Raw genomic sequence first — 22,724 nt, forward strand, 5'->3', positions numbered from 1 at the left:
ATTCGCCGTGCCATGATTGTCGAGCGCGCGGCGCAGGCCTGTCTGTCAGCGGGAGGCGGCTTTGGCGTGCTGCAGCAGAAAGTCCAGCATGGCCCGCAGCTTGGGCGGAATGCGCGGGCCCGGCGCGTGCACCGCGTAGGCCATGCGCGGCGCGTAGCTGCCCGTGAGCTGCCAGTGCGGCAGCACCTGCACCAGCTGCCCGGCCGCGATGGCGGGCTCGGCCACGAAGTCCACGACCAGTCCCACGCCGGTCTGCGCATCGGCGCGCAGCGCCTGCCGCAGGCCGAGGCTGCTTGCGATGGTGAGTGGGGTGCTGAGCCGCACCTTCACGGGCGGCGGCGGGACGGAGGCATCCGCCGCATCGGCGGGCGTGAATTCGACGAGGTTCTGGAACGCGCCGTAGCCCAGCGTCATGCAGCGATGCGCGGCGAGATCGGCGGGCGACTTCGGCACGGAATGCGTCTTGAAATAGTCGGGGTGCGCGACCAGCAGGTAGCGTACCTCACGCAGCGGATGTGCGACCAGCGATTGCGGCAGGGCCTCGTGCGTGGTGATGCGGATCGCGAGATCGATGCCCTGCGCCTGCAGGTCGACTATCGCGTCGCTCATGCCAAGCTGCACATGCACTTCAGGCCACTGGCTGCAGAAATGCGGCAGCAATGGGGCAAGCCAGAGATCGCCGAAGACGACCGGCGCGCTGATGCGCAGCACGCCCTGAGGCTGCTGGCGATGGGCGGCGGCGAGCGAGACGGCTTCTTCCGCGTTCTGCAGCATGTGTCTGCAGGCCGCGTGCACTTCCGCGCCCACTTCGGTCAGTGAGAGAGCGCGCGTCGTGCGGTGCAGCAGCTTGACGCCGAGGCGCAGCTCGAGCCGCCCGACGCTGCGGCTCACCGCCGAGGTCGTCAGGCCCAGCTCGCGCGCGGCGGCCGCAAAGCCGCTGCGCTCCACCACATGGGCAAATACCTCGAGATCGGCCAGCGGGAGAGCGTCGTAGTTCATGGGCGGGCGGCGGACATCACTGTTGAAGTGGAATCAACAAATCTTTGCTTGCGGCGATCATTGTTGAATCTGCAGATGTGCGACATCATCCTGCAAAACCAGAGCGCTGCCAATGTGCGCAGCAGGAAAGAATCTCATGAACGGCTCGCAGTCTTCCACGTCCTTCACCCCCACCACGTCCACCCCACCCACCATGGCCAACGCGTCGATGTCCGCCTCACCGCCACCCCCACTTGCCAGTCGCGCAAGCGGCGGCGTCTGGCGCATGGTGCTGGCGATGGCGCTGTCGGGCACCATCGGGCTCTTCGTCATCGAGAGCGGCCTGCCGGTGGAGGTTGTCGTGCTGTCGCGCTGCGTGATCGGCGCGCTGGCGCTCGCGCTGTGGATCACCGCGCGTCGCGAATGGGTCTCGCTGTCGCGTCGCGATCTGGTCTGGATGGCGGTGGGCGGCATGGCGCTGGTCATCAACTGGGTGGCGCTGTTCCATGCCTATGCGTTTGCGGGCATCGGCATCGCGACGGTGGTCTACCACGTGCAGCCGTTCTTTCTGGTGCTGGTGTCGGCGCTGGGCGGCGAGACCATCGGCTGGCGCCGCGTGCCCTACATGCTGCTGGCGCTCGCGGGCGTGGTGCTCAGCAGTGGCGTGGTGCACGAGATGCAACTTGCAAATACCGCTGCGTCGCATGGACAGAGTGTGGTCCAAGGCGTGCTGCTGAGCCTGCTGGCCGCAGCGCTCTACACGCTGACCGTGGTGGCCACGCGGCGCGTCAAGCAGGTGCCGCCCGCGCAGACCGCGATGCTGCAGATGACGGCCGGCGGCGCGGTGCTGGCGCTCTGGGCGCTGCCCCTGCTGCTCGGCAGCGCGGCCCTGCGCTCGGCGTCGGTGCCGCTCGTGCAGACGCTGCTCTGCGTCGTCACGCTGGGGCTGGTGCACACGGCGCTGATGTACGTGATCATGTACGGCGCCTTTCAGCGACTAGGCGCGGCGGCGATCGCGATTCTGAGCTTCATCTACCCCGCCATCGCGCTCACGGTGGACCTGCTGTGGTTCGGCATCCGGCCCGGCGCCTGGCAATGGCTGGGCATCGCGATGATCGCGGCGGCGATCGCGGGCTATCGCATCAGCGAACTGCGTGCGGCCAAAGCGTGAAATCGTGCTGCAGTGCAATGCATAATGCGCCCGAAGGAGATACACAGCCATGGCGCAAAACGTGCTTGCCATCTATCCAGGAACATTCGACCCGATCACGCTCGGGCATGAGGACATCGTGCGTCGCGCCAGTCAGCTGTTCGACCGCGTGATCGTCGCCGTGGCGGCGGGGCACCACAAGAAGACGATGTTCAACCTGGAGGAGAGGATCGCCATGGTGACCGAAGCCTGCAGCCCCTATCCGCAGGTGAAGGTGGAGAGCTTCGACGGCCTGATGCGCGACTTCGTCGTCGCGCGTGGCGGCAAGGCCATGGTGCGCGGGCTGCGTGCGGTGACGGATTTCGATTATGAATTCCAGCTTGCGGGCATGAACCGCCATCTGATGCCCGAAGTGGAGACCGTGTTTCTCACGCCGAGCGACAAGTACCAGTTCATCAGCAGCACCTTCGTGCGCGAAATCGCCACGCTGGGCGGCGAGGTCGACAAGTTCGTCTCGGCGAACGTGCAGCGCAGGCTCAACGACAAGCTCGCGCTGACGAAGAAGCCCTGATCGGTTGACGCGCGCAGCGGAATGACATTGAACAGACCCGTCCGGGTCTGTTGTCACTTTCAGGCGGCGCTGGCAGCGCTGTTGGCTGTCAACGCGCCGCGGATCTGGCGCACGTTCTGGATCATCGCGGTCGGAGCGGCGCTGCCCATCAGGTACCAGCCCTTGGGGTCGAGGAACACGACCTGGCCGCGCTTGCCGGCCGTCGTCGCGCGGATGGTGGCGTTGTCGAACACCTTCTCGGACGCAATCGCCACGCCGCCGCCCGCCGCCGAGCCGGTGGCCGCGTTGCGGTCGATGACATAGAGCCAGTCGGGGTCGATGCGCGCGATGTCGTCCATGGTGAAGGGCTGGCCGCGCGCGGGTACCTTGTCCGCTGCGAGTGCGGGCTGCACGCCGAGCACGTCATGCAGCAGGCCGAAGCGCGTGCCCGGCGCCTGTGGGCTGAGCTTGTCGTTGATGGCGAGCACCAGCAGTCCGCGACCGGCCTTGGCGGTGATTGGCTTGAGCTCGGCGATGTCGTCATGCACCTGCTTCATCAGTTGCTCGCCCTGCGCCTGCTTGCCGTAGAGCGACGCCAACGCCTGTACGTTGCGGCCCATGTCTTCCAGCAGTTGCGTGCCGCGCGTGCTCATGTCGAGCGTCGGGGCGATGCGCGCGAGGGTCTCGCTGCGCGCGGCGGAGCGGCCGCCGACGAGGATCAGATCGGGGCGGATGCGGCTCAGCGCATCGAAGTCGGGATCGAACAGGCTGCCCGCGATGGGGTAGCGGGCGTGGTCGCCAAACCCCTGCAGGTACTGCGGAAAGGCCGCGCGCGGCACGCCTGCCACGGGCAGTTGGAGGCTCTGCATGATGTCCAGCGAGGCGAGGTCGTAGGCCACGACACGCTGCGGATTCGCGGCGACGCGGGCGTTTCCTCTGGCATGGCGGACGTCGACGGTGCCGGTAGTGCCGGTGGAGGACCGTGCCAGGGTCAGTCCGTGGAATGTCGCGGTGCCAAGGGCCACCGCGAAGGCGAGCGCCGTGCGGCGGGTCAGTTGAGGGGGCGTCGAAAGCGGCGACATCTGAGGTTCTCCTGAAACAAAAACGGTCAAAACAAACATTCCTCTTTTTCAGCTTGTGTGCACAAGTCCATCAGGTTGACAAATGACTTGTCACCGTGAGTGGGTTTTGTTGACAACATTATCAACTCACAAGTGTAATAAGAATTAATTTTATTTGCATTTGAGTTGAAAAAGGAAAGCATGCCCATCTCGCACCGTCACAGCCTGTTTGCCCTGAGCGCCATCGCTTTCGGTGTTCATGGACTGGCTCAGGCCCAGACATCCGCTCAGCCGGCCCCGACCGCCGTCACCGAAACCGCCGCCAGCGTGGTGCTGCCCGAGACCACCGTGCGCGCCACCGCCGAGCAGGAACTGAAGCAGGCGCTGGGCGTGTCGATCATCACGCAGGAGGAACTGCAGGAGCGGGCACCGGCGAATGACCTCTCCGAGCTGATCCGCACCATGCCCGGCGTGAACCTCACGGGCAACTCGTCGTCGGGCCAGTTCGGCAACAGCCGCCAGATCGACCTGCGCGGCATGGGCCCCGAGAACACGATGATCATGATCGACGGCAAGCCCGTGCAGTCGCGCAATGCCTCGAAGATGGGCCGCACCGGCGAGCGCGACACGCGCGGCGATTCCAACTGGGTTCCGGTGGAGGCCATCGAGAGCATCGAGGTCATCCGTGGCCCGGCCGCCGCGCGCTACGGCTCGGGTGCAGCGGGGGGCGTGGTCAACATCATCACCAAGAAGCCAACCGACAAGCTCGCCGGTTCGGTCACCGTCTACGCCAACAAGCCCGAGCATTCGGAAGAGGGCAACACCAAGCGCGCCAGCTTCAACCTGTCGGGCCCGGTGGCCGAAAACCTGTCGTTCCGCCTGTTCGGCAACATCGCCAAGACCGACGCCGACGACACCTCGCTCAACAGCCATGTCTCCGATCTGGCGCTGGCCCCTGCGGGCCGCGAGGGCGTGCGCAATCGCGACCTGAACGCGCTGCTGCGCTGGGACCTGACGCCCCAGCAGGTGCTGGAGTTCGAGGCCGGCACCAGCCGTCAGGGCAACATCTATGCGGGCGAGCGCCTGATGAACAGCGACACCAATGCCGCCAACATGCAGGCCTTGCTCGGTCAGGAAACCAACATCACCCATCGCAATACCGTCGGTCTCACGCACCGCGGCAAGTGGGACTGGGGCACGTCGCGCCTTGTCTTCCAGTCGGAAAACACGCGCCGTTCGCAATACCCCGTCGGCTTGGCCGGCGGCCCCGAAGGCTCGATCACATCGACCGATCCGGCCAACATGGTCACGTCCAAGCTGGCCAACTATTTTCTGAACGGCGAAGTCAACACGCCCCTCAGCATCGGCGGCCAGCGCCACATGCTGACCTCGGGCTTTGAATACCGCAACGAGAAGCTCAACGATCCGGGGGCCAACGCGCAGTCCTCCGTCAGCAATGGCGGCGACGACATCTCGGGCCTGACGGGCAGCGGAACGCGCAGCGGCAAGTCCGACGCGCAGACATGGGCCTTCTACGTCGAAGACAACTTTGAGCCGATCAAGAACCTGATCTTCACGCCCGGTCTGCGCTTTGATCACCACAGCCAGGCCGGCAGCAACTGGAGCCCGAGCATCAACGCGACCTACCACCTGACGGATCAGTGGTCGGTCAAGGGCGGCGTGGCGCGCGCGTTCAAGGCGCCGAATCTCTACCAGACCAACGTCAACTACCTGTACTACACGCGCGGCCAGGGCTGTCCGCTCAATTCGCCGAATCTGGGCGGCGGCTGCTACATCCGCGGCAATCCTGATCTCAAGGCCGAGACCAGCGTCAACAAGGAGCTGGGACTGGCGTTCAGCAGTGGCGAAGGTCTGGATGCGAGCCTGACCTACTTCCAGAACGACTACAAGAACAAGATCTACGCGGAGATGAACGACGGAACCTCGACCGTGGTCGGCACCACGCAGGTGTTCCAGTGGATGAACGCGAGCCGCGCGGTGGTGCGTGGTTTCGAGGGTAATCTGACGCTGCCGCTGATCGGCAACCGTGGCGACACCCTCAAGTGGACCAACAACTTCACCTACATGATGAAGAACCACAACAAGGACAACAACCAGCCCCTGTCCGTGATTCCCAAGTACACGGTGAATTCGACGCTGGACTGGCGCGTGACGCCGGCCTGGTCCACGCAGCTGTTCGCGACGTTCTACGGCCGTCAGGAGCCGCGCACCATCAACGCCGGTGGCTCGGCCGCCACGGGGGACGCGCTCACGGAGCTGGGCTCGTACGCCACCTTCGGTCTGGGCGCGCAGTACCAGATCAAGCGCGAATTCTCGGTCAACTTCGGCGTGAACAACATCGGCGACAAGCGCCTGTTCCGCACGGCTTCGAACTCCGCCGGCGGTGCGGCGACCTACAACGAGCCGGGCCGCACCTACTACGTGTCGCTCACCGGCAAGTTCTGAGCGTGATGGGGTGACGCCATCTGGGCGGCGCTTGCGATGCGCCGCTCGGAGATCACCTCGTGCACGAAGCGCATCTTCTCCTGCGCCCGCGCGCTCAGGGCGAACGGGTAGGCGTCGATCTGTCCGAGGCTGCGCGTGAGGCTGTTGAGCAGCAGCGTGGTCGGCACCAGCGCCGACAGCATGCTCTCGAACGGCGGCGGCGGCATGATGAAGGGATCGATCATCGTGAAGTGCTGATCGCCCAGCGGGCTCGGCACATTGATCTGCGTGTCAAAGCTCTTGGCGGTCTCCAGCAGATCCACCAGATGCAGATAGTGGGCCCAGGTCTCCGCCCAGTCCTCCCACGGATGGGCCGTGGCGTAGGCGCTCACGTGCGTGTCGTGCCACTCGGCATCGGGCACGGGCGTGCGCGCATAGTAATTCTGCAGCGCCTGTGCGTAGTCCTGACGTTCGTCTCCGAACAGCGCGCGGAATTCCTCGAGCAGGCGTGGCTCGCCGCGCGCGATCAGCGCATCCCAGAAATAGTGACCGATCTCGTGCCGCAGGTGACCGAGCAGCGTGCGGTAGGGCTCGTGGAACGCAAGCCTGCGGCGCACGCGTTCGTCATCGTCGGCCTCGGCCACGTTCAGCGTGATCACGCCGGAGGCATGTCCGGTGAGCACCGGCGTCGCGCCGGGGAGGTCGGCGAGAAATTCGAAGACCGGGCCGGACTCGCCCGGCAGTGGATCGAGTCCGAGACGGATGTCGATGTAGTACAGCCGCCGCTTGGCCGACTCGATCTGGCCCCAGCGGCGCACGTTCAGCGGATCGGACAGATCCGGCAGCACGCGGGTGTGCTGGCAGGCGCGGCAGAGCGCGTCCTCGGGCGTGCCCGGAGTGTGGATGAGCGCGAAATTGCAGGCGCCGTAGCGCGTGCGGTTGGCGCACATCTGGTAGCGCAGATAAGGCGCCTCCGATTCGCTGACACCGGCGCTCGACGTGTTCTCATGCGTCTCCTGCAGACCCGGGCGGGGCAGGCGTCGCTCGTACAGTCCGCTGCCGTCGCCGCTTTGAATCAGCGCGACCACGTCCACATGCTCGCGCACGAACGCCAGCGTGCTGCCGCAGTGCACGCACTGAAAGCTTTCGAAGAACACGAGGAAGCCGCAGTGGCCGCAATGGAAGAGACGCATGGTCGGGCATTGTGCCGTGAGTGGCGAAAGTTTTCAGCGGGCCGGATGTGGCAACGCCGCCCAGTGTCGGGGGCGGCGTCGGGGATGTGTGGGTCTGCGTGCTTACGGGCTTACGGGCTTACGGGCTTACGGACGCACGACGATGCTGTTGCGCACTTCGCGAACGCCCTTGGTGGTGCGGGCGATGGACTGGGCCTGGTCCTTTTCGGCCTGCGACTTGGCGAACCCGGAGAGCTGCACGGTGCCGTTGAGCGTCTCCACGCTGATCGAGGTGGCCGCCACGGTCTTGTCCTCAGCGAACTTGGCCTTCACGGCAGCGGTGATGCCGGCATCATCCACGTACTCGCCAACGGATTGCTGGTCACGCGCAACCGAGCAGCCGGTCGCGGTGACGATGGTCACGCCTGCCATGGCGGCAAAAGTGAGTGCTCGAACATATTTCATGGTGGACTCCTCTTGTGAAAACAGGGATAGAACAGCAGCGGATCGACGGTGATTCGGCTCTGGTGCGATGCCTTGATCACCTGGGTCGTCGACCGATGTGACCAGTGCCGGCGAGGGCGCTGGTCACGCAGCGGCGAGGCTCAGCGGTCGTCGCCGCGACCACGCGCCAGCATCACCAGCACGGCGGCGGCCGCACCTGCCGCGGCCGCGATCATCAGCGACTTGGCGGGTTGCTCCTGCACATACTGGTTGGTGGCGTCGGCGGCCTGGTGGAACTGGCGGCGAGCGCGCTGGCTCGAATCGGCCATGTAGTTGATGCCGCGATTGGCAAACTCCTGAGCGCGTGCGGCGAGGTCTTCAATGCGCGAGCTTGCGCGCAGTTGCTCGTCCCATTCGTCCAGCGTTTCCTCTGCCTGATCCAGCGCCTTGTTGGCGGCTCGGCGCGTGGTGTACGCCGCCTGCTTGGCGGAGTCCAGCGCGTCCTCGGCCGCTCCCTTGGCAGCATCGGCAACATTCTCGGCAGCCTTGTGCAAATCGCTCATTGAATTTCCTTTCGTTGTAGTGCTGCGGTCGTGCATGCTCCTCGTCGCATGTACTTGCAGTGACGGATTGGAGACCGGATATCGCGAATCCGTTCCCGCGCTTCATTGTCATTTTCGGTTGATCAGCCCCATGACGAAGGTGATGACCGCGATCACGATGAAGACAAAGAACAGGATCTTTGCGATACCGACTGCGCCAGAGGCGATCCCGCCGAATCCGAACAGGGCCGCCACCAGTGCAATCACCAGAAATACTACTGCGTAATGGAGCATATTCACATCCTTGCATGGGTATCGTCACAAGCTGTTGAAATCAACAGCGCATGAAACCACTTTATGGCAGCGATGTGGAGGGCTTGGCCGGTGTGGGGCGCTTGCGTCTGTAGGATCAGGGCTGACAAGGTGGCGCGGACGGCGACTCGCGCACGGCTTTTGTCGCGGCGCATACGCCCCGCACGGCCCATGGGAATGCAGCCGCGAAGAGGCTCAGAGCGTGTTGACGATCAAGCGCTGTGGGGCAGGGTGGCGGATACCAGCGTGCCCTCGCCGGGGTTGGAAGTGACGGTGAGACGCCCGCCCGCCGCCTCCACGCGGTGATGCATGCCGGCGAGGCCGTGCGCCGTGGGCGAGACCATGTGCGTATCAAAGCCCGAACCGTTGTCGCGGACCTGCACGGTGACATGCGTGGGGTAGTCGTGCACGGTGATCAGCACCTTGCTCGCGTTCGCGTACTTGCTGATGTTGGTGAGAGATTCCTGTATCAGTCGGTAAACGGTCAACTGCATGAATTCGGAGAGCTGAACGGACTCCAGGTTCACATCCACCTCGATCTTGGAGCGCTCGGCGAATTCGTGCGTGAGGATCTCCAGCGTGGCCGTGAGGCCGAGATTGGAGAGCGAGGAGGGGCGCAGATCCTCGATGATGCGGCGCTTGAGCGCGATGACGCTGTTGAGCGTCTCCACGAGGTGATTGAGGCGCTCGGAGACTTCGGGCTGCTCGAGGTTCACGCGTGAACGCAGTCGCGCCACGTCGAGCTTGGCGGCCGTGAGCAGCGCACCGAGCTCGTCGTGCAGTTCGCGCGCGAGATGCCCGCGTTCCTCTTCACGCACCTGCTGCAGGTGCGTGGCGAGCTTGCCGAGCGAGGCGGTGCGCTCGCGCACCAGCTGCTCGAGCTGGCTGCGCTCGCGGGCCTGCACTTCCTTCTCGCGCTCGTCGGCTTCCTGCAGCGCCTCGGCCTTGCGCAGGTACATGTAGAACGCCAGCAGACCAATGGTCGCGACTGCCGCGATGCCGATGCGCGAGAGCATCAGTGAATGCGTGATTTCGTCGTTGCTGCTCTCCGCACGCTGGATGGTTCGCTGGGTCATGCGCTCCGCGGTCGTGCGGATCGCTTCCATGTGCTTGAGCCCGACGTCGGTGGTGACCACGAACTTCCATGCATCGTCGTTGCCGCTGCGGCGCAGCTGCAGGCTCAGGTCCAGCTCGGAGATGCGGCGCGCGATCTGGCTCGAGAGCTCGGTGAAGTCGCGGCTGTCCTCGGGGCTGCTCTGGAGCAGGCCATGCAGCCGGTTGATGTCGTGCTCGATGTTCTTGGCACTGGCCGCGTAAGGCTCGATGTACTGCGCGTTGCCGGTCAGCAGATAGCCGCGCAGCCCACTCTCGATGCTGAGCATTTCGCGCACCAGCCGCTCCAGCGTGCGGCGCGTGGTCTGGGCTTTCTCCAGGCTCTGGATGGCGGTGTGGGATGCAAAATATCCAACCTCATTGACGGCCACCAGCACGACAGCGGCCAACAGAGCCAGCAGCATGTTGATGGACATTCTGGTGAGGGGAAACTTGCGCATGGATGTTAATCCTAGTAACACAATTGAAAGAAACACCTATAACGCTGCGCGCATCCATGGCATCATTCAATTGACTTGGCTTTATATTGCGTTTCAATAGTAGTCGCTATTTCATTCATCGAATGAGTGGCCTTGGCCGGTCTCATTCAGAAAGTACGAGAATGATCAGAGTTGGAATCGTGGACGATCACGCGATTGTCCGTTCGGGTTTGAAGCAGTTCTTGTCGGAGCACGTTGATTTGCGTGTCGTCGCAGAAGCCGCGAATGGCCGCGAAGCCATCGACTTGATCCGTGCGCATGAAATCGACGTGCTGGTCATGGATCTGGCCATGCCGGGACAAAGCGGCATTGACGCGCTGGCCATGCTGCGTGCCAAGGCGCCTAACATGGGCATTCTCATCCTGAGCGGCTATCCGGAAGAGCATTACGCGATCAACCTGATCCGTCAGGGCGCGAGCGGTTACCTCAACAAGGAATGCGACCCCAAGGAAATCGTGGAGGCCATCCGCACCATCGCGCTGGGTCGTCGCTACCTCACGCCTGCGGTGGCCGACCTGCTCGCCCAGCAGCTCAACCGCAAGGACAATGCGCCGCCGCATGAGCAGCTGTCGGAACGCGAGTTCCAGGTGTTTCTGAAGCTGGCGCGCGGAGAAACCGCGGGAGACATCGCCAAGTCCCTCTCGCTGAGCGTGAAGACCGTGAGCACCTATCGCACCCGCCTGATGGAGAAACTCGGGCTCTCCTCCAACAGCGATCTCACCTACTACGCCCTCAAAAACAAGCTGATCGATTGATTCGGTTTTTTCGTGGGGCTCATGCGAAGCCTGAGGCTTTGATGCTTCGATGGGGCAGTCGTTCTCATGCGGCAATGCAGGCCAAGTTCTTCTGCGATCAGGACAGCTTGCGGGATTCCACGTGGGTGCGGCCGTGCTCTCGGCAGTAGTCAACTAGGGCCTCGATTTCGTTGGACTTGTCGAAGACGGCATCGACTCCCAGCTGGGCGCAGCGCATGCGCACATCGGGTGTGGCGTAGTTGCTGAGCACGATCATCTTCTGGGATTTGTCGCGCTTGCGGCAGGCTTCGAGAACGCCGAGGCCGCTGCCCTGGCGCAGAAACAGGTCGATGATGGCGAGGTCCCAACTGGCGGGGTTCGACGTCAACCACGCCTTGCCGGCGTCTTCCGTTTCGGCCATGCCAATGGCCTCGACATCGGCCAGCTCTTCCAGCGCGCCGATGAGGTTTTCGCGAATGGTCGCGTTGTCTTCCACAATGTAAGTCCGCAATTTCACGTCTGCCCAGATGAAGTCGATTTCCAATCGTGTCGCGTTCTTTTTGCTGACCACGGGACGGCGAAACGCGCAGGGGTTACTTTACGTGTCGGCTGCGTGACATTTTGCCAGCGTCAGGATGCAGGACGCGTCGGAAAGCGCCTACTTGCCGGTGCCGGCGGCTGAGGCAGCACAAACTTTGCACTCGGGGTCGCGGGCGGTGCGCATTTCGGTCCAGCGCATGCTGCGGCCGTCGAGCATCAGCAGGCGCCCGGTGAGCGGCTGGCCCGCCGTCTCGACGATCAGCTTGAGCGCTTCGGCCGCCTGCATCGAGCCGATGATGCTGACCATGGGCGCAAACACCCCCATGGTTGAGCATTGCACCTCCTCGAACTCGTCATCGGGCGAGAACAGGCAGGCGTAGCAGGGCGACGTGTCGCTGCGGGGATCGAAGACGCTGATCTGGCCGTCCATGCGGATGGCGGCGCCGGCCACGAGCGGCTTGCGTGCCTTGACGCAGGCGGCGTTGATCGCGTGGCGGGTCCTGTAGTTGTCGGTGCAGTCGAGCACGACGGTGGCGTCCTCCACGAGCCGCGAGAGGGCATCGGCGTCCACGCGCGCGCGCACGGTGCGCACGTCCACGCCGGGGTTGATGGCCAGCATGGCGACCTTGGCCGACTCCACCTTGTCCATGCCCACGCGCTCGGTGGTGTGGGCGATCTGGCGCTGCAGATTGGTGAGGTCCACCTGATCGTCGTCGACCAGCGTGACGCGGCCCACGCCTGCTGCCGCGAGAATCAGCGCCACGGGGGAGCCGAGGCCGCCCGCGCCGATCACGAGGGCGTGTGCGGCGAGAATGCGCTCCTGGCCCTCGATGCCGATGTCGTCGAGCATGATGTGGCGGGAGTAGCGCAGGAGTTGGTCGTCGTTCATCGGGTTGCAGTCATCGTCGAGAGATGGTTCTTCGCAAGATTGTCGGACGTCGAGCGCGACGCTGCCTCACGAGATGGCCCATCTTGTTGTGGTGGCGCTCGTTCGGACGCCCAGTGCGCTTAGTTGGCCCGCTCCTGAATCCTAGGTGCTTGGCCATTCCGTGATGTACCAGCAAAAAGGCCGGGAGGAACCGGCCTTTTCTTTGTTCAGCGCATTGACGTTTCCGTCAACGCGTCGTTCATTCGTCCTTCTTCGCTTCGGGGCGTTCGGTCTTGGACTTGCTCGCCAGCACGGTCGTGCCGCGCAACTGGTTGATCGCCTGGTTGAGCTGGAAGTCCTTGTCAGAGCCGAACTCGGGCAGGCGGTCCTTCTTGGCCTTTTCCTTGTCCTTGGACTCTTCCTCGAGGCGCTTCATGGCTTCCTCGCGGGCCTTCTCGCGTGCGGCGTCCTTGACTTCCTCGCCCTGACCGCTGGAGAGATGCTTCTCCAGATCGGCCTCGCGGGGGCGCAGCGAGGCGTACAGGTCGCCATCGGGCGTCTCGTCGACCCACACATCGGGCACGATGCCCTTGGCCTGGATCGAGCGGCCGCTTGGCGTGTAGTAGCGCGCGGTGGTCAGCTTGATGCCGGTGTCGGGGCCGAGCGGGCGCACGGTCTGGACCGAGCCCTTGCCGAAGGTCTGGGCGCCCATGACGGTGGCACGCTTGTGGTCCTGCAGCGCACCGGCCACGATTTCGCTGGCGGACGCCGAGCCTTCGTTGACCAGCACCACCAGCGGCACCTTCTTGAGGGCGGCGGGCAGGCTGCGCAGCGGGTCGCTGCCGCGGCGCGCGTAGTCTTCAGGCGAGGCCTTGAAAGTCGACTTGCTTTCGGGCAACTGGCCGTTGGTGGTCACCACGGTCACGTTCTCCGGCAGGAAGGCGGCGGAGATCGCCACGGCCGCATCGAGCAGACCGCCCGGGTCGTTGCGCAGGTCGAGCACCAGGCCCTTGATGTTGGGGTCCTGCTTGTACAGGTCGTCCACCTTGCGCACGAAGTCGTCGACCGTGCGTTCCTGGAACTGCGACAGGCGCACCCATGCGTAGCCCGGCTGGACCATCTTGGCCTTGACCGACTGGGTCTTGATCTCTTCGCGCGTGATGGTCACGGGGAAGGTGCGGCTTTCGTCCTTGCGCAGGATGGTCAGCGTCACCTTGGTGTTGGGTTCGCCGCGCATGCGCTTGACGGCGTCGTTGAGCGACAGGCCCTTGACGGCCGTGTCGTCGATCTTGGTGATCAGGTCGTTGGTCTTGAGACCGGCGCGGTCGGCGGGGGAGCCTTCAATCGGCGAGACGATCTTGATCAGGCCGTCTTCCTGCGTGATCTCGATGCCGACGCCCACGAAGCGGCCGCTCGTGCCCTCGCGGAATTCCTTGAAGGACTTCTTGTCGAAATACTGGGAGTGCGGATCCAGGCTGGCCACCATGCCGGAGATGGCGTCGGTGATCAGCTTGCGGTCATCGACCTGATCGACGTAATCGGTCTTGATCAGACCAAAAACCGCCGACAGTTGCTGGATTTCTTCCAGAGGCAGAGGCGCCATGCCGCTGCGTGCCACCGTCTGCAAGGACACGGTGGTGAGTGCGCCGGCAAAGACGCCGACGGAAATCCAACCTGCAATTTTGAGTTTTTGGCCCATATATATGTTACCTCAACCGAACTATGTACAACATCTTAGTGCGGTATTGACCTCGGGCAGTTCCCGGGGTTCCATTGCCTGACAACTTATTGCACGCCCCCACACGGTGGGCGGCAACGTCGAATGTCCTCGAAGCGCGGGACTGCCTGCGGATGGCCTGCTGACAATCGGGCGCAAAGAGGACATTGTGACGCAAGGTGGGGCTTTTCCCCCTGCAATCAAGGTTTCTTCACATGCGCCGGTCGGAAAACCAACACCGGCGCGCGAAAGATCAGGCTTTTCCTTGCGAGGCCACGGCTGCAGCGGCCTTGGCGGCGGCTTCGGCGTCGCCCAGATAGTAGTGGCGGATCGGCTTGAGGTTGTCGTCGAGCTCGTACACCAGCGGGATGCCGTTGGGGATGTTGAGGCTGACGATGTCGTCGTCCGAGATGTTGTCCAGGTACTTGACCAGCGCGCGGATGGAGTTGCCGTGCGCGGCGATTACCACGCGCTTGCCCGAGCGGATCGTCGGGGCGATCGAGTCGTTCCAGAACGGCAGCACGCGGGCCACGGTGTCCTTGAGGCACTCGGTGAGCGGAATCTGCTCCTGGTCGAGACCGGCGTAGCGGATGTCGCTGCGTTCGCTGCGTGGGTCGGTCGCCTCGAGCGCCGGTGGGGGGGTGTCGTAGCTGCGGCGCCAGACGAGCACCTGCGCGTCACCGTACTGCTTGGCCATGTCGGCCTTGTTCAGACCCTGCAGGCCGCCGTAGTGGCGCTCGTTCAGGCGCCAGCTGTGCTGTACCGGCAGCCAGGTGCGGTCCATCTCGTCGAGCGTGTGCCAGAGCGTGCGGGTGGCGCGCTTGAGCACGCTGGTGTAGGCCAGATCGAATTCGTAGCCTTCGGCCTTCAGAAGGCGGCCGGCATTCTTTGCCTGCTCGATGCCCGTCGGCGTGAGATCGACATCGGTCCAGCCGGTGAAGCGATTCTCAAGATTCCAAGTGGATTCGCCGTGGCGAATCAGTACCAGTTTATGCATGGGTTACCCTCGAAGGAACAGGCCAAAACCCGACATTCTAGAATTACGGGGTTTGCCCAACCCAAGGACGTTCGTGAAATTCATCTTAGACAACTGGTATTTGATCCTCATCGCGCTGATTTCGGGCGCCTTGCTGCTGGTTCCCATGATCAAGGGGGCGAGCGCCGGCTCGCTTTCGACCGCCCAGGCCATCCAGCTGATCAACCGCGAGAAGGCTGTGGTTATCGATGTGTGCGAACCTGATGAATTCGCGGCCGCTCATGTGAAGGGCGCGAAGAGCGTGCCGCTCGGCCAGCTCGAGGAAAAGCTGCCGCAGGTCGTCAAGAACAAGGCGCTGCCGGTGATTCTGGTGTGCGCCAAGGGCCCCCGCGCCAACCGCGCCGTGGGCGTGGCCAAGAAACTGGGCTATGACAACGCGCAGGCGCTCGCGGGCGGCCTCGCCGCCTGGCGCGAAGCCTCGCTGCCGGTTGAAAAGGCCTGATTCGCCTCCACGTGGGGCTGGCACGCCAAGGCCCCGCGCCACAACTACAACTGAAAGGAACACCCCATGCAAGTCGTCAAGATGTACACCACCGCCGTGTGCCCTTACTGCATCCGCGCCAAGCAGATCCTCAAATCCAAGGGCGTGGAGCACATCGAGGAAGTCCGTGTGGACACTAACCCCGACGAGCGCGTGAAGATGATGGAAATCACCGGCCAGCGCACCGTTCCGCAGATTTTCATCGGTGAAACCCATGTGGGCGGACACGATGATCTCGTCGCGCTGGACGGCCGTGGCGGCTTGATGCCGCTGCTGCAAGGCGCTTAAAAAATTCTGGCGATGTCCCCGCACATTGCATAATGGATTGTTTCGCCCCGGAGAGTTGTTTTCCGGGCGATCTATGTTTCAGACTGAAAGACCCAACCGACCATGGCGACCGAAGATACCCCAGTGTTCCAGATTCAACGCGTTTATCTGAAGGACCTGTCCCTGGAGCAGCCGAACTCTCCGGCCATCCTGCTGGAGCAGGAACAGCCCAACGTGGACATCCAGCTTGGCGTGGAAGCCAATCCCGTGGCCGAAGGCATTTTTGAAATCGCCGTGACCGCCACCGTGCAGACCAAGATCAAGGACAAGACCGTGTTCCTGGTCGAAGCCAAGCAAGCCGGCATCTTCGAAATCCGCAACATTCCTGAAGACCAGATGGGTGCCATCGTCGGCATCGCCTGCCCGCAGATCGTGTATCCCTACCTGCGCGGCAACGTGGCGGACGTGATCACCCGCGCCGGCTTCCCGCCCGTGCATCTGGCCGAAATCAACTTCCAGGCCATGTACGAGCAGCAGCAAGCGGCCGCTCAAGGCAACGCCACGGCTCAGTAAGCCCTTGTCTTACTGACCGCTGAAAGCGAACAGATCCCCGCGAACGGCTCCGGCCTTCGCGGGGATTTGTTTTTTTCCGGGCAGTGGTTTCTTCACCTGCCTGCCACGCAACTCTTGCTATTCTTCGCGCCATGAAGATTTTCGTCATCGGAGCCGGTGCCTGGGGCACGGCCATCGCCATGAGCGCCGCCGGCAGCGCGGGTGGGCATATCGTCAAACTCTGGGCGCGTGATGCCGCGCAGGCCGCGCAGATGCAGGCCGAGCGCGCCAATGCCCGGTATCTCAAGGGCGGCCGCTTTCCCGCGTCGCTGGCCGTCGTGAGCGGCGATGTCGCGCCCCATGTGGCCGATGCCGATCTGATCGTTCTGGGCACGCCGATGGCCGCCCTGCGCGAATGGCTGACGCAGCTCTCCGATGTGAAGGTGCCGGTGGTCTGGCTCTGCAAGGGCTTCGAGGCCGTGGCCGCCGATGCGCCAGCGGGCGCGGTCGGCCTGATGGCGCACGAGGTCTGCAGGCAGGTGGCTCCCCATCTGCGCAGCGGCGTGCTCAGCGGCCCGAGCTTTGCCGACGAGGTGGCGCGCCAGCAGCCCACGGCGCTGGTCGCGGCGAGCGCGCATGCCGAGGTCTCCGAGATGCTGGTGACTGCTTTTCACAGCGAGGCGATGCGCGTCTATGCCAACGGCGACATCGTCGGCGTCGAGGTCGGCGGCGCGGTCAAGAACGTGCTCGCGATCGCCACGGGTCTTTGCGACGGTCTGCAACTCGGCCTCAACGCCCGCGCTGCGCTGATCACGCGCGGGCTGGCGGAGATGACGCGCCTTGGTCTCGCCCTCGGCGCGCGGGCCGAGACCTTCATGGGGCTCTCGGGACTGGGTGACCTCGTGCTCACCGCCACCGGCGACCTGTCGCGCAACCGCAAGGTCGGCCTGCTGCTCGCCAAGGGCATGACGCTGGGCGAGGCGGTCCAGTCGCTCGGCCATGTGGCCGAGGGCGTCTACAGCGCGCGCACGGTGCTCGCGCGGGCGCGTCTGCTCGGCGTGGAAATGCCGATCACGGAGACGGTGGTGGGCCTGCTCGATGGAGAAGTGGCCGTTGGCGATGCGGTGCAGACTCTGATGACGCGCGATCCACGCGGCGAGTGAGGCGCGGATTCATCTCGCAACCTGCGCCGAATGCCCCAGTGAACCGCTGAGGAATGTGGCTTTTCGCTTTGCGCAAATCCCTGTCGCCAAAGGCTTTTCCGAGGCCTAAATCAGCCTTTGTCAAAACATAGGCTGAATTGTCTTGCCCGAAATCCCGCTTCAGTAGATTCTCCGCCCCCAGCAAGCGACACCCAATAGTCGCGCTTGTGCGAGGGATTTCGAATGAATAGTCGGCAAAATCACTTTCTTTTCGCGCGAAATGCGCGCATTTATCGTCGCAGCGCACTGGGGCTCATCGGACTCGGTCTGGTGCCGCCTCTGGCGTTCACCACCATCGTCTCCTCCCGCGGCCAGCGCGCGGAGCATGAGGGGCTGCCCACGGTCCAGGTGCCGCTGCTGCATCTGCCCTCCATCCACAATTTCCGGGACGTGGCGGGCGTTGACGCGCAATCGCCTTATCGCAATGTGCATGGCGTGGCGCTGCGCACCAGAACGCTTTACCGCTCGGGCTGGATCAGCGCCGACGATGCCGATGCGCAGCGCCTGCGCACTCTGGGTGTGGATGTGGTCTACGATCTGCGGCCGCAGGAGCAGCGCGACAGCCAGCCCGACCGGGTGCCGCAGGGCGCCGAGTACGTGCCGCTGTTTCAGATGGGGGCGTCGGCGTCCGCTATGCAAGGACGGCAGGCTGCAGCGCCCGAGAGCATGGAGGAGCGGATGCGCTTTTTCGTGTCGGATCAGGGCATCCGCACGCGCACCGTCTTTCTGCTCGAGCAGATGGCGCTCGTGGAGGGAGCACAGGTGTTTCACTGCGTGCTGGGCTGCGATCTCACGGGGTGGGTCACGGCGCTGCTGCACACCATCGCCGAGCTGCCGCAGGACGTCATCATGCAGGACTATCTTCTGAGCAACGAGCGCCTGAAGAGCGAAGCGAATGCCGAGGCGCAACCGGCGCCCGTGCAGGCGAGCTACCTGCAGGCCGCATTGCACGAGGCCACGGCACGCCATGGCTCGGTGCAGCAGTTCATCAACGAAGGCCTGAGGCTCGGTGAAGCCGCCCAGCAGCGGCTGCGAGGCAAACTGCTGATGCAGACCTGACGCGCCCGTCGATCACAGACCCAGTTCGAGCGCCAGCAGTTCCTCCACTGTCTGGCGGCGGCGGATCAGGCGGGGCTTGCCTGCGTCCACCAGCACTTCCGCTGCCAAGGGGCGCGTGTTGTAGTTGCTCGACATCGATGCGCCGTAGGCACCCGTGTCGTTGATCACCAGCAGATCGCCGACGTTTGCGCCCGCGAGCTCGCGCGGCAGCACCACGCCGCCGTCGCCCTGGGTGAACACGTCGCCCGATTCGCAGAGCGGGCCCGCCACCACGCTGGGCGCGGCGGGCAGTTCCTTGCCGTCGCGGCGCAGCACCTGCATGGCGTGGAAGCTGCCGTACATGGCTGGGCGCATCAGTTCGTTGAAACCGGTGTCGACCAGCACGAAGTGGTTGTTGCCCGCGTTCTTGGTCGCGCGCACGGTGCCCAGCAGCACGCCGGACTCGGCCACGAGGAAACGGCCCGGCTCAATCTCGAGTCCGAGCGCATGGCCGACGATGGCCTCGGCCTGCTTGCGCGCGGCGTCCCACAGGCCGTGGTAGTGCGCTGTGTCGATGGTCGCGTCGCCATTGCGGTACGGAATCGACAGACCGCCGCCCGCCGAGATCGCATGCAGATCGTGGCCCGCGTCCTTGGTGGTCTGCACCAGCTTGACCATCGCGCCGCAGACTTCCTGCAGATGGCCGTAGTCCACGCCCGAGCCGATGTGCATGTGCAGCCCGGCCAGCACCAGGCCGCCCGCGTGGATCGCATCAAGCGCGGCCTGCAGGTCGGTGTGCCAGATGCCGTGCTTGCTGTGCTCGCCGCCGGTGTTGGTCTTGTTGCTGTGGCCGTGGCCAAAGCCGGGGTTGATGCGCAGCCACACATGGTGGCCGGGAGAGGCTTCGCCCAGCTGCGTGAGCATGTCGATGGAACCGGCGTTCACGGGCACCTTGTGCTCGACCACGGTGGCCAGCGTCGCCTCGTCCATCACGTCGGCGGTGAAGACGATGTCGCTTGGCTCGCCGAAGCCTGGCTTGAAACCGGCAGCGATGGCTCGCAGGATTTCGCCGCGCGAGACCGAATCCACCTTCACGCCCTGGCCGCGCATCAGCTCAAGGATGTGGATGTTCGAGCACGCCTTCTGCGCGAAACGGATGGTGTCGAAGGGCTTCAATTGCGCGATGCGCGCGCGGATGGTGTCGGCGTCATAGACCCACAGCGGCGTGCCGAATTCATCGGCCAGTTGCCAGAGTTGGGCGGGGGAGAAGGGATTGCTCATGGTGCGGAAATCTCTGTGTGGTTGGGGCGATCATCGCAGGCGGAGGGTATTTGGTCGAATACTTTGATTTTTCATGTTCATTCATTTCTGATATGGTCTGCGCACCATGTCCAGCTCACCTGTCAGCACCGTTTCTCCCGAAGATTCACGCATCGGTCACCGTCACATCGAGGTCTTTCGCGCCATCATGCTCGCGGGCGGCGTGACGGGTGCGGCGCGGCTGCTCTACACCTCGCAGCCCACGGTGAGCCGCGAGCTCGCGCGGCTCGAGTCGCTGCTCGGCTATGCGCTGTTCGAGCGGGTGCAGGGCCGCCTGCGCGCCACCGCCAAGGCGCTTTCGCTCTGGGACGAGGTGCAGCGCAGCTGGCAGGGGCTCGATCATGTGATCGAGCATGCGCTGGCGCTCGCGCAGCCGAACCACTCGCACATCAGCGTGCTCAGCATGCCCGCTCTGAGCCATGCGCTGCTGCCCGGAGCGCTCGCGCGGCTGCAGCAGGCGCAGGGCCCGCTCGCGCTCAGCGTGGCGAGTCAGGATGGCCCGCTGCTGCTCGAATGGATGTCGGCCCAGCGTTTCGATATCGGGCTTACCGAGCAGTGCGACGCGCCGCCCGGCACGCGCGCCATCGCGCTGCCTGCAGTGGATGAAGTGGCGGTGCTGCCCGTTGGCCATCCGCTTGCCAAGAAGAAGCGTCTCAAGGCCACGGACTTCGCGGGGCAGCCCTTCATCAGCCTGGCGCGCGATGACATCTATCGCCAGCGCATCGACGCGGAATTCATGCGTGCCGGGGTCGAGCGCCAGCTTCTTCTGGAGGCCCACAGCGCCATCGCCATCTGCGCGATGGTGCAGCACGGCCTCGGCATCGCCATCGTCAACCCGCTGACCGCGCGGGCCTGCGAGGGCGAGCAGCTCGTCGTGCGGCCGCTCGCGTTTTCGATTCCGTTTCAGGTGCAGGCGCTGCTGCCGTTGCACCGTCCTGCCGTTGCCGGCGTCGATGCGCTGCTGGAAGCGCTGCAGGCCGAGGTCGCCGCATCGGCCTGATGACTGACCCCTCGCGGCATGGCTGCATGGGGAGTGGAGGAGGGTTTCATGCTCCGTTTTTCAGTTCTGTTTCAAACCTCAACCGGACGGCACGTCGTATCAGGAATATGTGTTGACGGCCAAGGGCGAACGCCACTCGCAGTTGATCGACAAGCGCACGGGAAAGCCGGTGGCATCCATGGTCCCATGGTGCCGAGATCAGCGGATGGAGTCGTCCTTGTGACTGGGCGTACCGACGTACGCATGGTCGGTGGCGGTGGGTGATGTGGCCGGTGAAGCGCTCGGCGGGGCGTCATTCAGGCCCCATTCTGCCCAGTCGTCTCCGAAGAGTTCCATCGGGTGCTGAGTGCGGTCCGAGCCGTTGCCGCAGGCGAGTGAGTCAGCGGCGCAGTATTGATCGCATCCCCAGCAGTTGCGTTCGGGGTGGGCGGGGTGAATCGGAAACTTCTTGGCCATGCTGCTGTATTGCGTCAAGTCTCATTGCCATGAGCTTGAGCGCCTTGCAGTGCCATGGTTTTGCCTTGCGTCAATTTCACGGAGATAAGCCGTGACCGATGTATGCGCCGCTCCAGCGATGACAGCGCGCTGGAGCGAAAACGTCAGAACTCGAGGTTGTCGATCAAACGCGTGTTGCCCAGGCGCGCGGCGCCGAGCGCGACCAGCGGCGCGTTGGTGCCGCTCGTCGCATCGGCGGGCGCGAGCAGATCGCTGCGGTTGCGTACCGTGAGGTAGTCCGGCGCCCAGCCCTTGGCGCGCAGGGCGGCCATGGCCTCGGCTTCGAGCGCTGCGAGCGGCGTGCCGCCACGGCGCGCGGCTTCGGCCAGCGACTTCAGCGCCTGCGACAGCGCCATCGCCTGCTCACGCTCGCTGGTGTTCAGATAGCCGTTGCGCGAACTCAGGGCCAGACCATCTTCCGCACGCGCCGTGTTGCCCGCGATGATCTCGATGGGCAGCGCGAACTGCTGCACCATGCGGCGGATCACCATGAGCTGCTGGTAGTCCTTCATGCCGAACACAGCCGCGCCGCCGCCCGTGGTGGCGAACACGCTCGAGAACAGCTTCATCACGACGGTGCACACGCCGGTGAAAAAACCGGGGCGAAACTCGCCTTCCAGAATGTCGGCCAGCAGCGGGTCGGGCTGCACCTTGAAGACCTGCGGCTCGGGATAGAGATCCTTCTCGCGCGGCGCGAACAGCACATCGCATCCGGCCGATTCGAGCTTGGCGCAGTCGGCATCCCAGGTGCGCGGATAGCTGTCGAAATCCTCGTGCGGCAGAAACTGCAGTCGATTCACGAAGATGCTCGCGACCGTCACGTCGCCATGCTGCCCGGCAATGCGCACCAGCGACAGATGACCGTCATGCAGATTGCCCATGGTGGGCACGAAGGCGGGCTTGCCACGCGATGCAAGCGCGGCACGGAGTTCGGGAATGGAATGGGTGATTTGCATGACGCTGGGAAATGTCTCGATGTGTTCTGTCCAGGCCGCAAGTATCGTTCAAGTGCCGCAGCCGCTCGCCTCGGGGTGCGAGAATGCCCGGATTCGGGAGCCCATTCTCATGGGCAAGAAGCCGCGCGCATCGTCTCATCCAACCTTGATCGTCATCGCCGTCTTCGCGGCGGTGATGGGCGTTGGTCTGCCGCTCGTGCATTCCGGATGTCTTGAGCGCGCGCGGTGAATGATCTGCTGCACTGAAGAACCGTGCGTCGATGCACGCAGCG

The 22,724-nt window shown here is 64.2% G+C and carries 25 protein-coding genes; 11 read left to right on the top strand and 14 right to left on the bottom strand.

Annotated features, from left to right (window positions below; translation table 11 throughout):
• Window positions 1-45: 45 nt before the first annotated feature.
• Window positions 46-999, bottom strand: a complete 954-nt coding sequence (locus ISG32_RS02140; protein ID WP_194769359.1) for a LysR family transcriptional regulator — start codon at window positions 997-999, stop codon at window positions 46-48.
• A gap of 136 nt (window positions 1,000-1,135) precedes the next feature.
• On the opposite strand from ISG32_RS02140, the gene ISG32_RS02145 reads away from it, so the two are divergent.
• Both ISG32_RS02145 and coaD read left to right on the top strand, forming a co-directional pair.
• Window positions 1,136-2,149 carry a DMT family transporter gene (locus ISG32_RS02145; protein ID WP_228529534.1) on the top strand — a complete coding sequence of 338 codons (1,014 nt, stop codon included), beginning with the start codon at window positions 1,136-1,138 and terminating at the stop codon, window positions 2,147-2,149.
• Between the two features lie 49 nt (window positions 2,150-2,198).
• Window positions 2,199-2,699 (top strand): pantetheine-phosphate adenylyltransferase, encoded by a 501-nt coding sequence (coaD, locus tag ISG32_RS02150; protein WP_194769360.1) that lies wholly within the window; start codon window positions 2,199-2,201, stop codon window positions 2,697-2,699.
• 59 nt (window positions 2,700-2,758) lie between these two features.
• Here coaD and ISG32_RS02155 read toward each other — a convergent pair whose 3' ends face one another.
• Window positions 2,759-3,760 (bottom strand): siderophore ABC transporter substrate-binding protein, encoded by a 1,002-nt coding sequence (locus ISG32_RS02155; protein ID WP_194769361.1) that lies wholly within the window; start codon window positions 3,758-3,760, stop codon window positions 2,759-2,761.
• A 180-nt stretch (window positions 3,761-3,940) separates the two neighbouring features.
• On the opposite strand from ISG32_RS02155, the gene ISG32_RS02160 reads away from it, so the two are divergent.
• Window positions 3,941-6,205, top strand: a complete 2,265-nt coding sequence (locus tag ISG32_RS02160; protein WP_194769362.1) for a FepA family TonB-dependent siderophore receptor — start codon at window positions 3,941-3,943, stop codon at window positions 6,203-6,205.
• Here the strand turns inward: ISG32_RS02160 and ISG32_RS02165 are convergent.
• The 5 genes from ISG32_RS02165 to ISG32_RS02185 all read right to left on the bottom strand — a co-directional run bounded on the left by ISG32_RS02165 (window position 6,178) and on the right by ISG32_RS02185 (window position 10,207).
• The gene (locus tag ISG32_RS02165; RefSeq protein WP_194769363.1) at window positions 6,178-7,377 is read right to left on the bottom strand and encodes a zinc-binding metallopeptidase family protein; all 1,200 of its coding nucleotides are present in this window, start codon (window positions 7,375-7,377) and stop codon (window positions 6,178-6,180) included. The genes ISG32_RS02160 and ISG32_RS02165 overlap by 28 nt on opposite strands.
• 126 nt (window positions 7,378-7,503) lie before the next feature.
• The gene (locus ISG32_RS02170; protein ID WP_194769364.1) at window positions 7,504-7,821 is read right to left on the bottom strand and encodes a BON domain-containing protein; all 318 of its coding nucleotides are present in this window, start codon (window positions 7,819-7,821) and stop codon (window positions 7,504-7,506) included.
• 140 nt (window positions 7,822-7,961) lie between these two features.
• A complete protein-coding gene (locus tag ISG32_RS02175) occupies window positions 7,962-8,363 on the bottom strand; it encodes a DUF883 family protein (RefSeq protein WP_194769365.1) in 402 nt (133 codons plus the stop codon).
• Between the two features lie 108 nt (window positions 8,364-8,471).
• Window positions 8,472-8,636: a DUF1328 domain-containing protein gene (locus ISG32_RS02180; RefSeq protein ID WP_166071004.1), complete on the bottom strand. Its 165-nt coding sequence runs from the start codon at window positions 8,634-8,636 to the stop codon at window positions 8,472-8,474.
• A 230-nt stretch (window positions 8,637-8,866) separates the two neighbouring features.
• Complete coding sequence (locus ISG32_RS02185; protein WP_228529535.1) at window positions 8,867-10,207, bottom strand: sensor histidine kinase; 1,341 nt, start codon at window positions 10,205-10,207, stop codon at window positions 8,867-8,869.
• A 161-nt stretch (window positions 10,208-10,368) separates the two neighbouring features.
• Between ISG32_RS02185 and ISG32_RS02190 the strand changes: the two genes are divergently transcribed.
• The gene (locus ISG32_RS02190; RefSeq protein ID WP_194769366.1) at window positions 10,369-11,001 is read left to right on the top strand and encodes a response regulator; all 633 of its coding nucleotides are present in this window, start codon (window positions 10,369-10,371) and stop codon (window positions 10,999-11,001) included.
• A gap of 97 nt (window positions 11,002-11,098) precedes the next feature.
• Here ISG32_RS02190 and ISG32_RS02195 read toward each other — a convergent pair whose 3' ends face one another.
• From ISG32_RS02195 to gpmA, 4 genes are all read right to left on the bottom strand, one after another.
• Window positions 11,099-11,497 (bottom strand): response regulator, encoded by a 399-nt coding sequence (locus ISG32_RS02195; protein ID WP_194769367.1) that lies wholly within the window; start codon window positions 11,495-11,497, stop codon window positions 11,099-11,101.
• 141 nt (window positions 11,498-11,638) lie between these two features.
• The gene (locus ISG32_RS02200) at window positions 11,639-12,409 is read right to left on the bottom strand and encodes a HesA/MoeB/ThiF family protein (protein WP_194769368.1); all 771 of its coding nucleotides are present in this window, start codon (window positions 12,407-12,409) and stop codon (window positions 11,639-11,641) included.
• 238 nt (window positions 12,410-12,647) lie between these two features.
• Window positions 12,648-14,087 carry a S41 family peptidase gene (locus ISG32_RS02205; RefSeq protein ID WP_194769369.1) on the bottom strand — a complete coding sequence of 480 codons (1,440 nt, stop codon included), beginning with the start codon at window positions 14,085-14,087 and terminating at the stop codon, window positions 12,648-12,650.
• A gap of 271 nt (window positions 14,088-14,358) precedes the next feature.
• On the bottom strand, window positions 14,359-15,102 hold the full coding sequence (gpmA, locus tag ISG32_RS02210; protein WP_194769370.1) for a 2,3-diphosphoglycerate-dependent phosphoglycerate mutase: 744 nt from the start codon (window positions 15,100-15,102) through the stop codon (window positions 14,359-14,361).
• Window positions 15,103-15,175: 73 nt separating this feature from the next.
• On the opposite strand from gpmA, the gene ISG32_RS02215 reads away from it, so the two are divergent.
• The 5 genes from ISG32_RS02215 to ISG32_RS02235 all read left to right on the top strand — a co-directional run bounded on the left by ISG32_RS02215 (window position 15,176) and on the right by ISG32_RS02235 (window position 18,702).
• Window positions 15,176-15,583, top strand: a complete 408-nt coding sequence (locus ISG32_RS02215) for a rhodanese-like domain-containing protein (RefSeq protein WP_194769371.1) — start codon at window positions 15,176-15,178, stop codon at window positions 15,581-15,583.
• A 66-nt stretch (window positions 15,584-15,649) separates the two neighbouring features.
• Window positions 15,650-15,910: a glutaredoxin 3 gene (grxC, locus tag ISG32_RS02220; protein WP_194769372.1), complete on the top strand. Its 261-nt coding sequence runs from the start codon at window positions 15,650-15,652 to the stop codon at window positions 15,908-15,910.
• Between the two features lie 102 nt (window positions 15,911-16,012).
• Window positions 16,013-16,462: a protein-export chaperone SecB gene (secB, locus tag ISG32_RS02225; protein WP_194769373.1), complete on the top strand. Its 450-nt coding sequence runs from the start codon at window positions 16,013-16,015 to the stop codon at window positions 16,460-16,462.
• 131 nt (window positions 16,463-16,593) lie between these two features.
• Window positions 16,594-17,604, top strand: a complete 1,011-nt coding sequence (locus ISG32_RS02230; protein ID WP_194769374.1) for an NAD(P)H-dependent glycerol-3-phosphate dehydrogenase — start codon at window positions 16,594-16,596, stop codon at window positions 17,602-17,604.
• Window positions 17,605-17,826: 222 nt separating this feature from the next.
• Window positions 17,827-18,702 (top strand): tyrosine-protein phosphatase, encoded by an 876-nt coding sequence (locus tag ISG32_RS02235; RefSeq protein ID WP_194769375.1) that lies wholly within the window; start codon window positions 17,827-17,829, stop codon window positions 18,700-18,702.
• Between the two features lie 12 nt (window positions 18,703-18,714).
• On the opposite strand, the gene lysA is transcribed toward ISG32_RS02235, so the two are convergent.
• Entirely contained in the window at window positions 18,715-19,962 is a 1,248-nt protein-coding gene (gene lysA, locus ISG32_RS02240) for a diaminopimelate decarboxylase (protein WP_194769376.1), read from the bottom strand.
• 106 nt (window positions 19,963-20,068) lie between these two features.
• Between lysA and ISG32_RS02245 the strand changes: the two genes are divergently transcribed.
• On the top strand, window positions 20,069-21,001 hold the full coding sequence (locus ISG32_RS02245; protein WP_194769377.1) for a LysR family transcriptional regulator: 933 nt from the start codon (window positions 20,069-20,071) through the stop codon (window positions 20,999-21,001).
• A gap of 198 nt (window positions 21,002-21,199) precedes the next feature.
• Here the strand turns inward: ISG32_RS02245 and ISG32_RS02250 are convergent, their stop codons facing one another.
• Window positions 21,200-21,457, bottom strand: coding sequence for a DUF3079 domain-containing protein (locus ISG32_RS02250; protein ID WP_194769378.1), 258 nt, complete (start codon window positions 21,455-21,457; stop codon window positions 21,200-21,202).
• Window positions 21,458-21,600: 143 nt separating this feature from the next.
• Window positions 21,601-22,452: a pantoate--beta-alanine ligase gene (gene panC / locus ISG32_RS02255; protein ID WP_194769379.1), complete on the bottom strand. Its 852-nt coding sequence runs from the start codon at window positions 22,450-22,452 to the stop codon at window positions 21,601-21,603.
• Here panC and ISG32_RS02260 point away from each other — a divergent pair.
• Window positions 22,433-22,681, top strand: a complete 249-nt coding sequence (locus tag ISG32_RS02260) for a hypothetical protein (RefSeq protein WP_194769380.1) — start codon at window positions 22,433-22,435, stop codon at window positions 22,679-22,681. The two genes, panC and ISG32_RS02260, sit on opposite strands and share 20 nt — an antisense overlap.
• Window positions 22,682-22,724: the final 43 nt, after the last annotated feature.

Source organism: Diaphorobacter caeni (assembly GCF_015354245.1).
GTDB lineage: Bacteria > Pseudomonadota > Gammaproteobacteria > Burkholderiales > Burkholderiaceae_C > Diaphorobacter_A > Diaphorobacter_A caeni.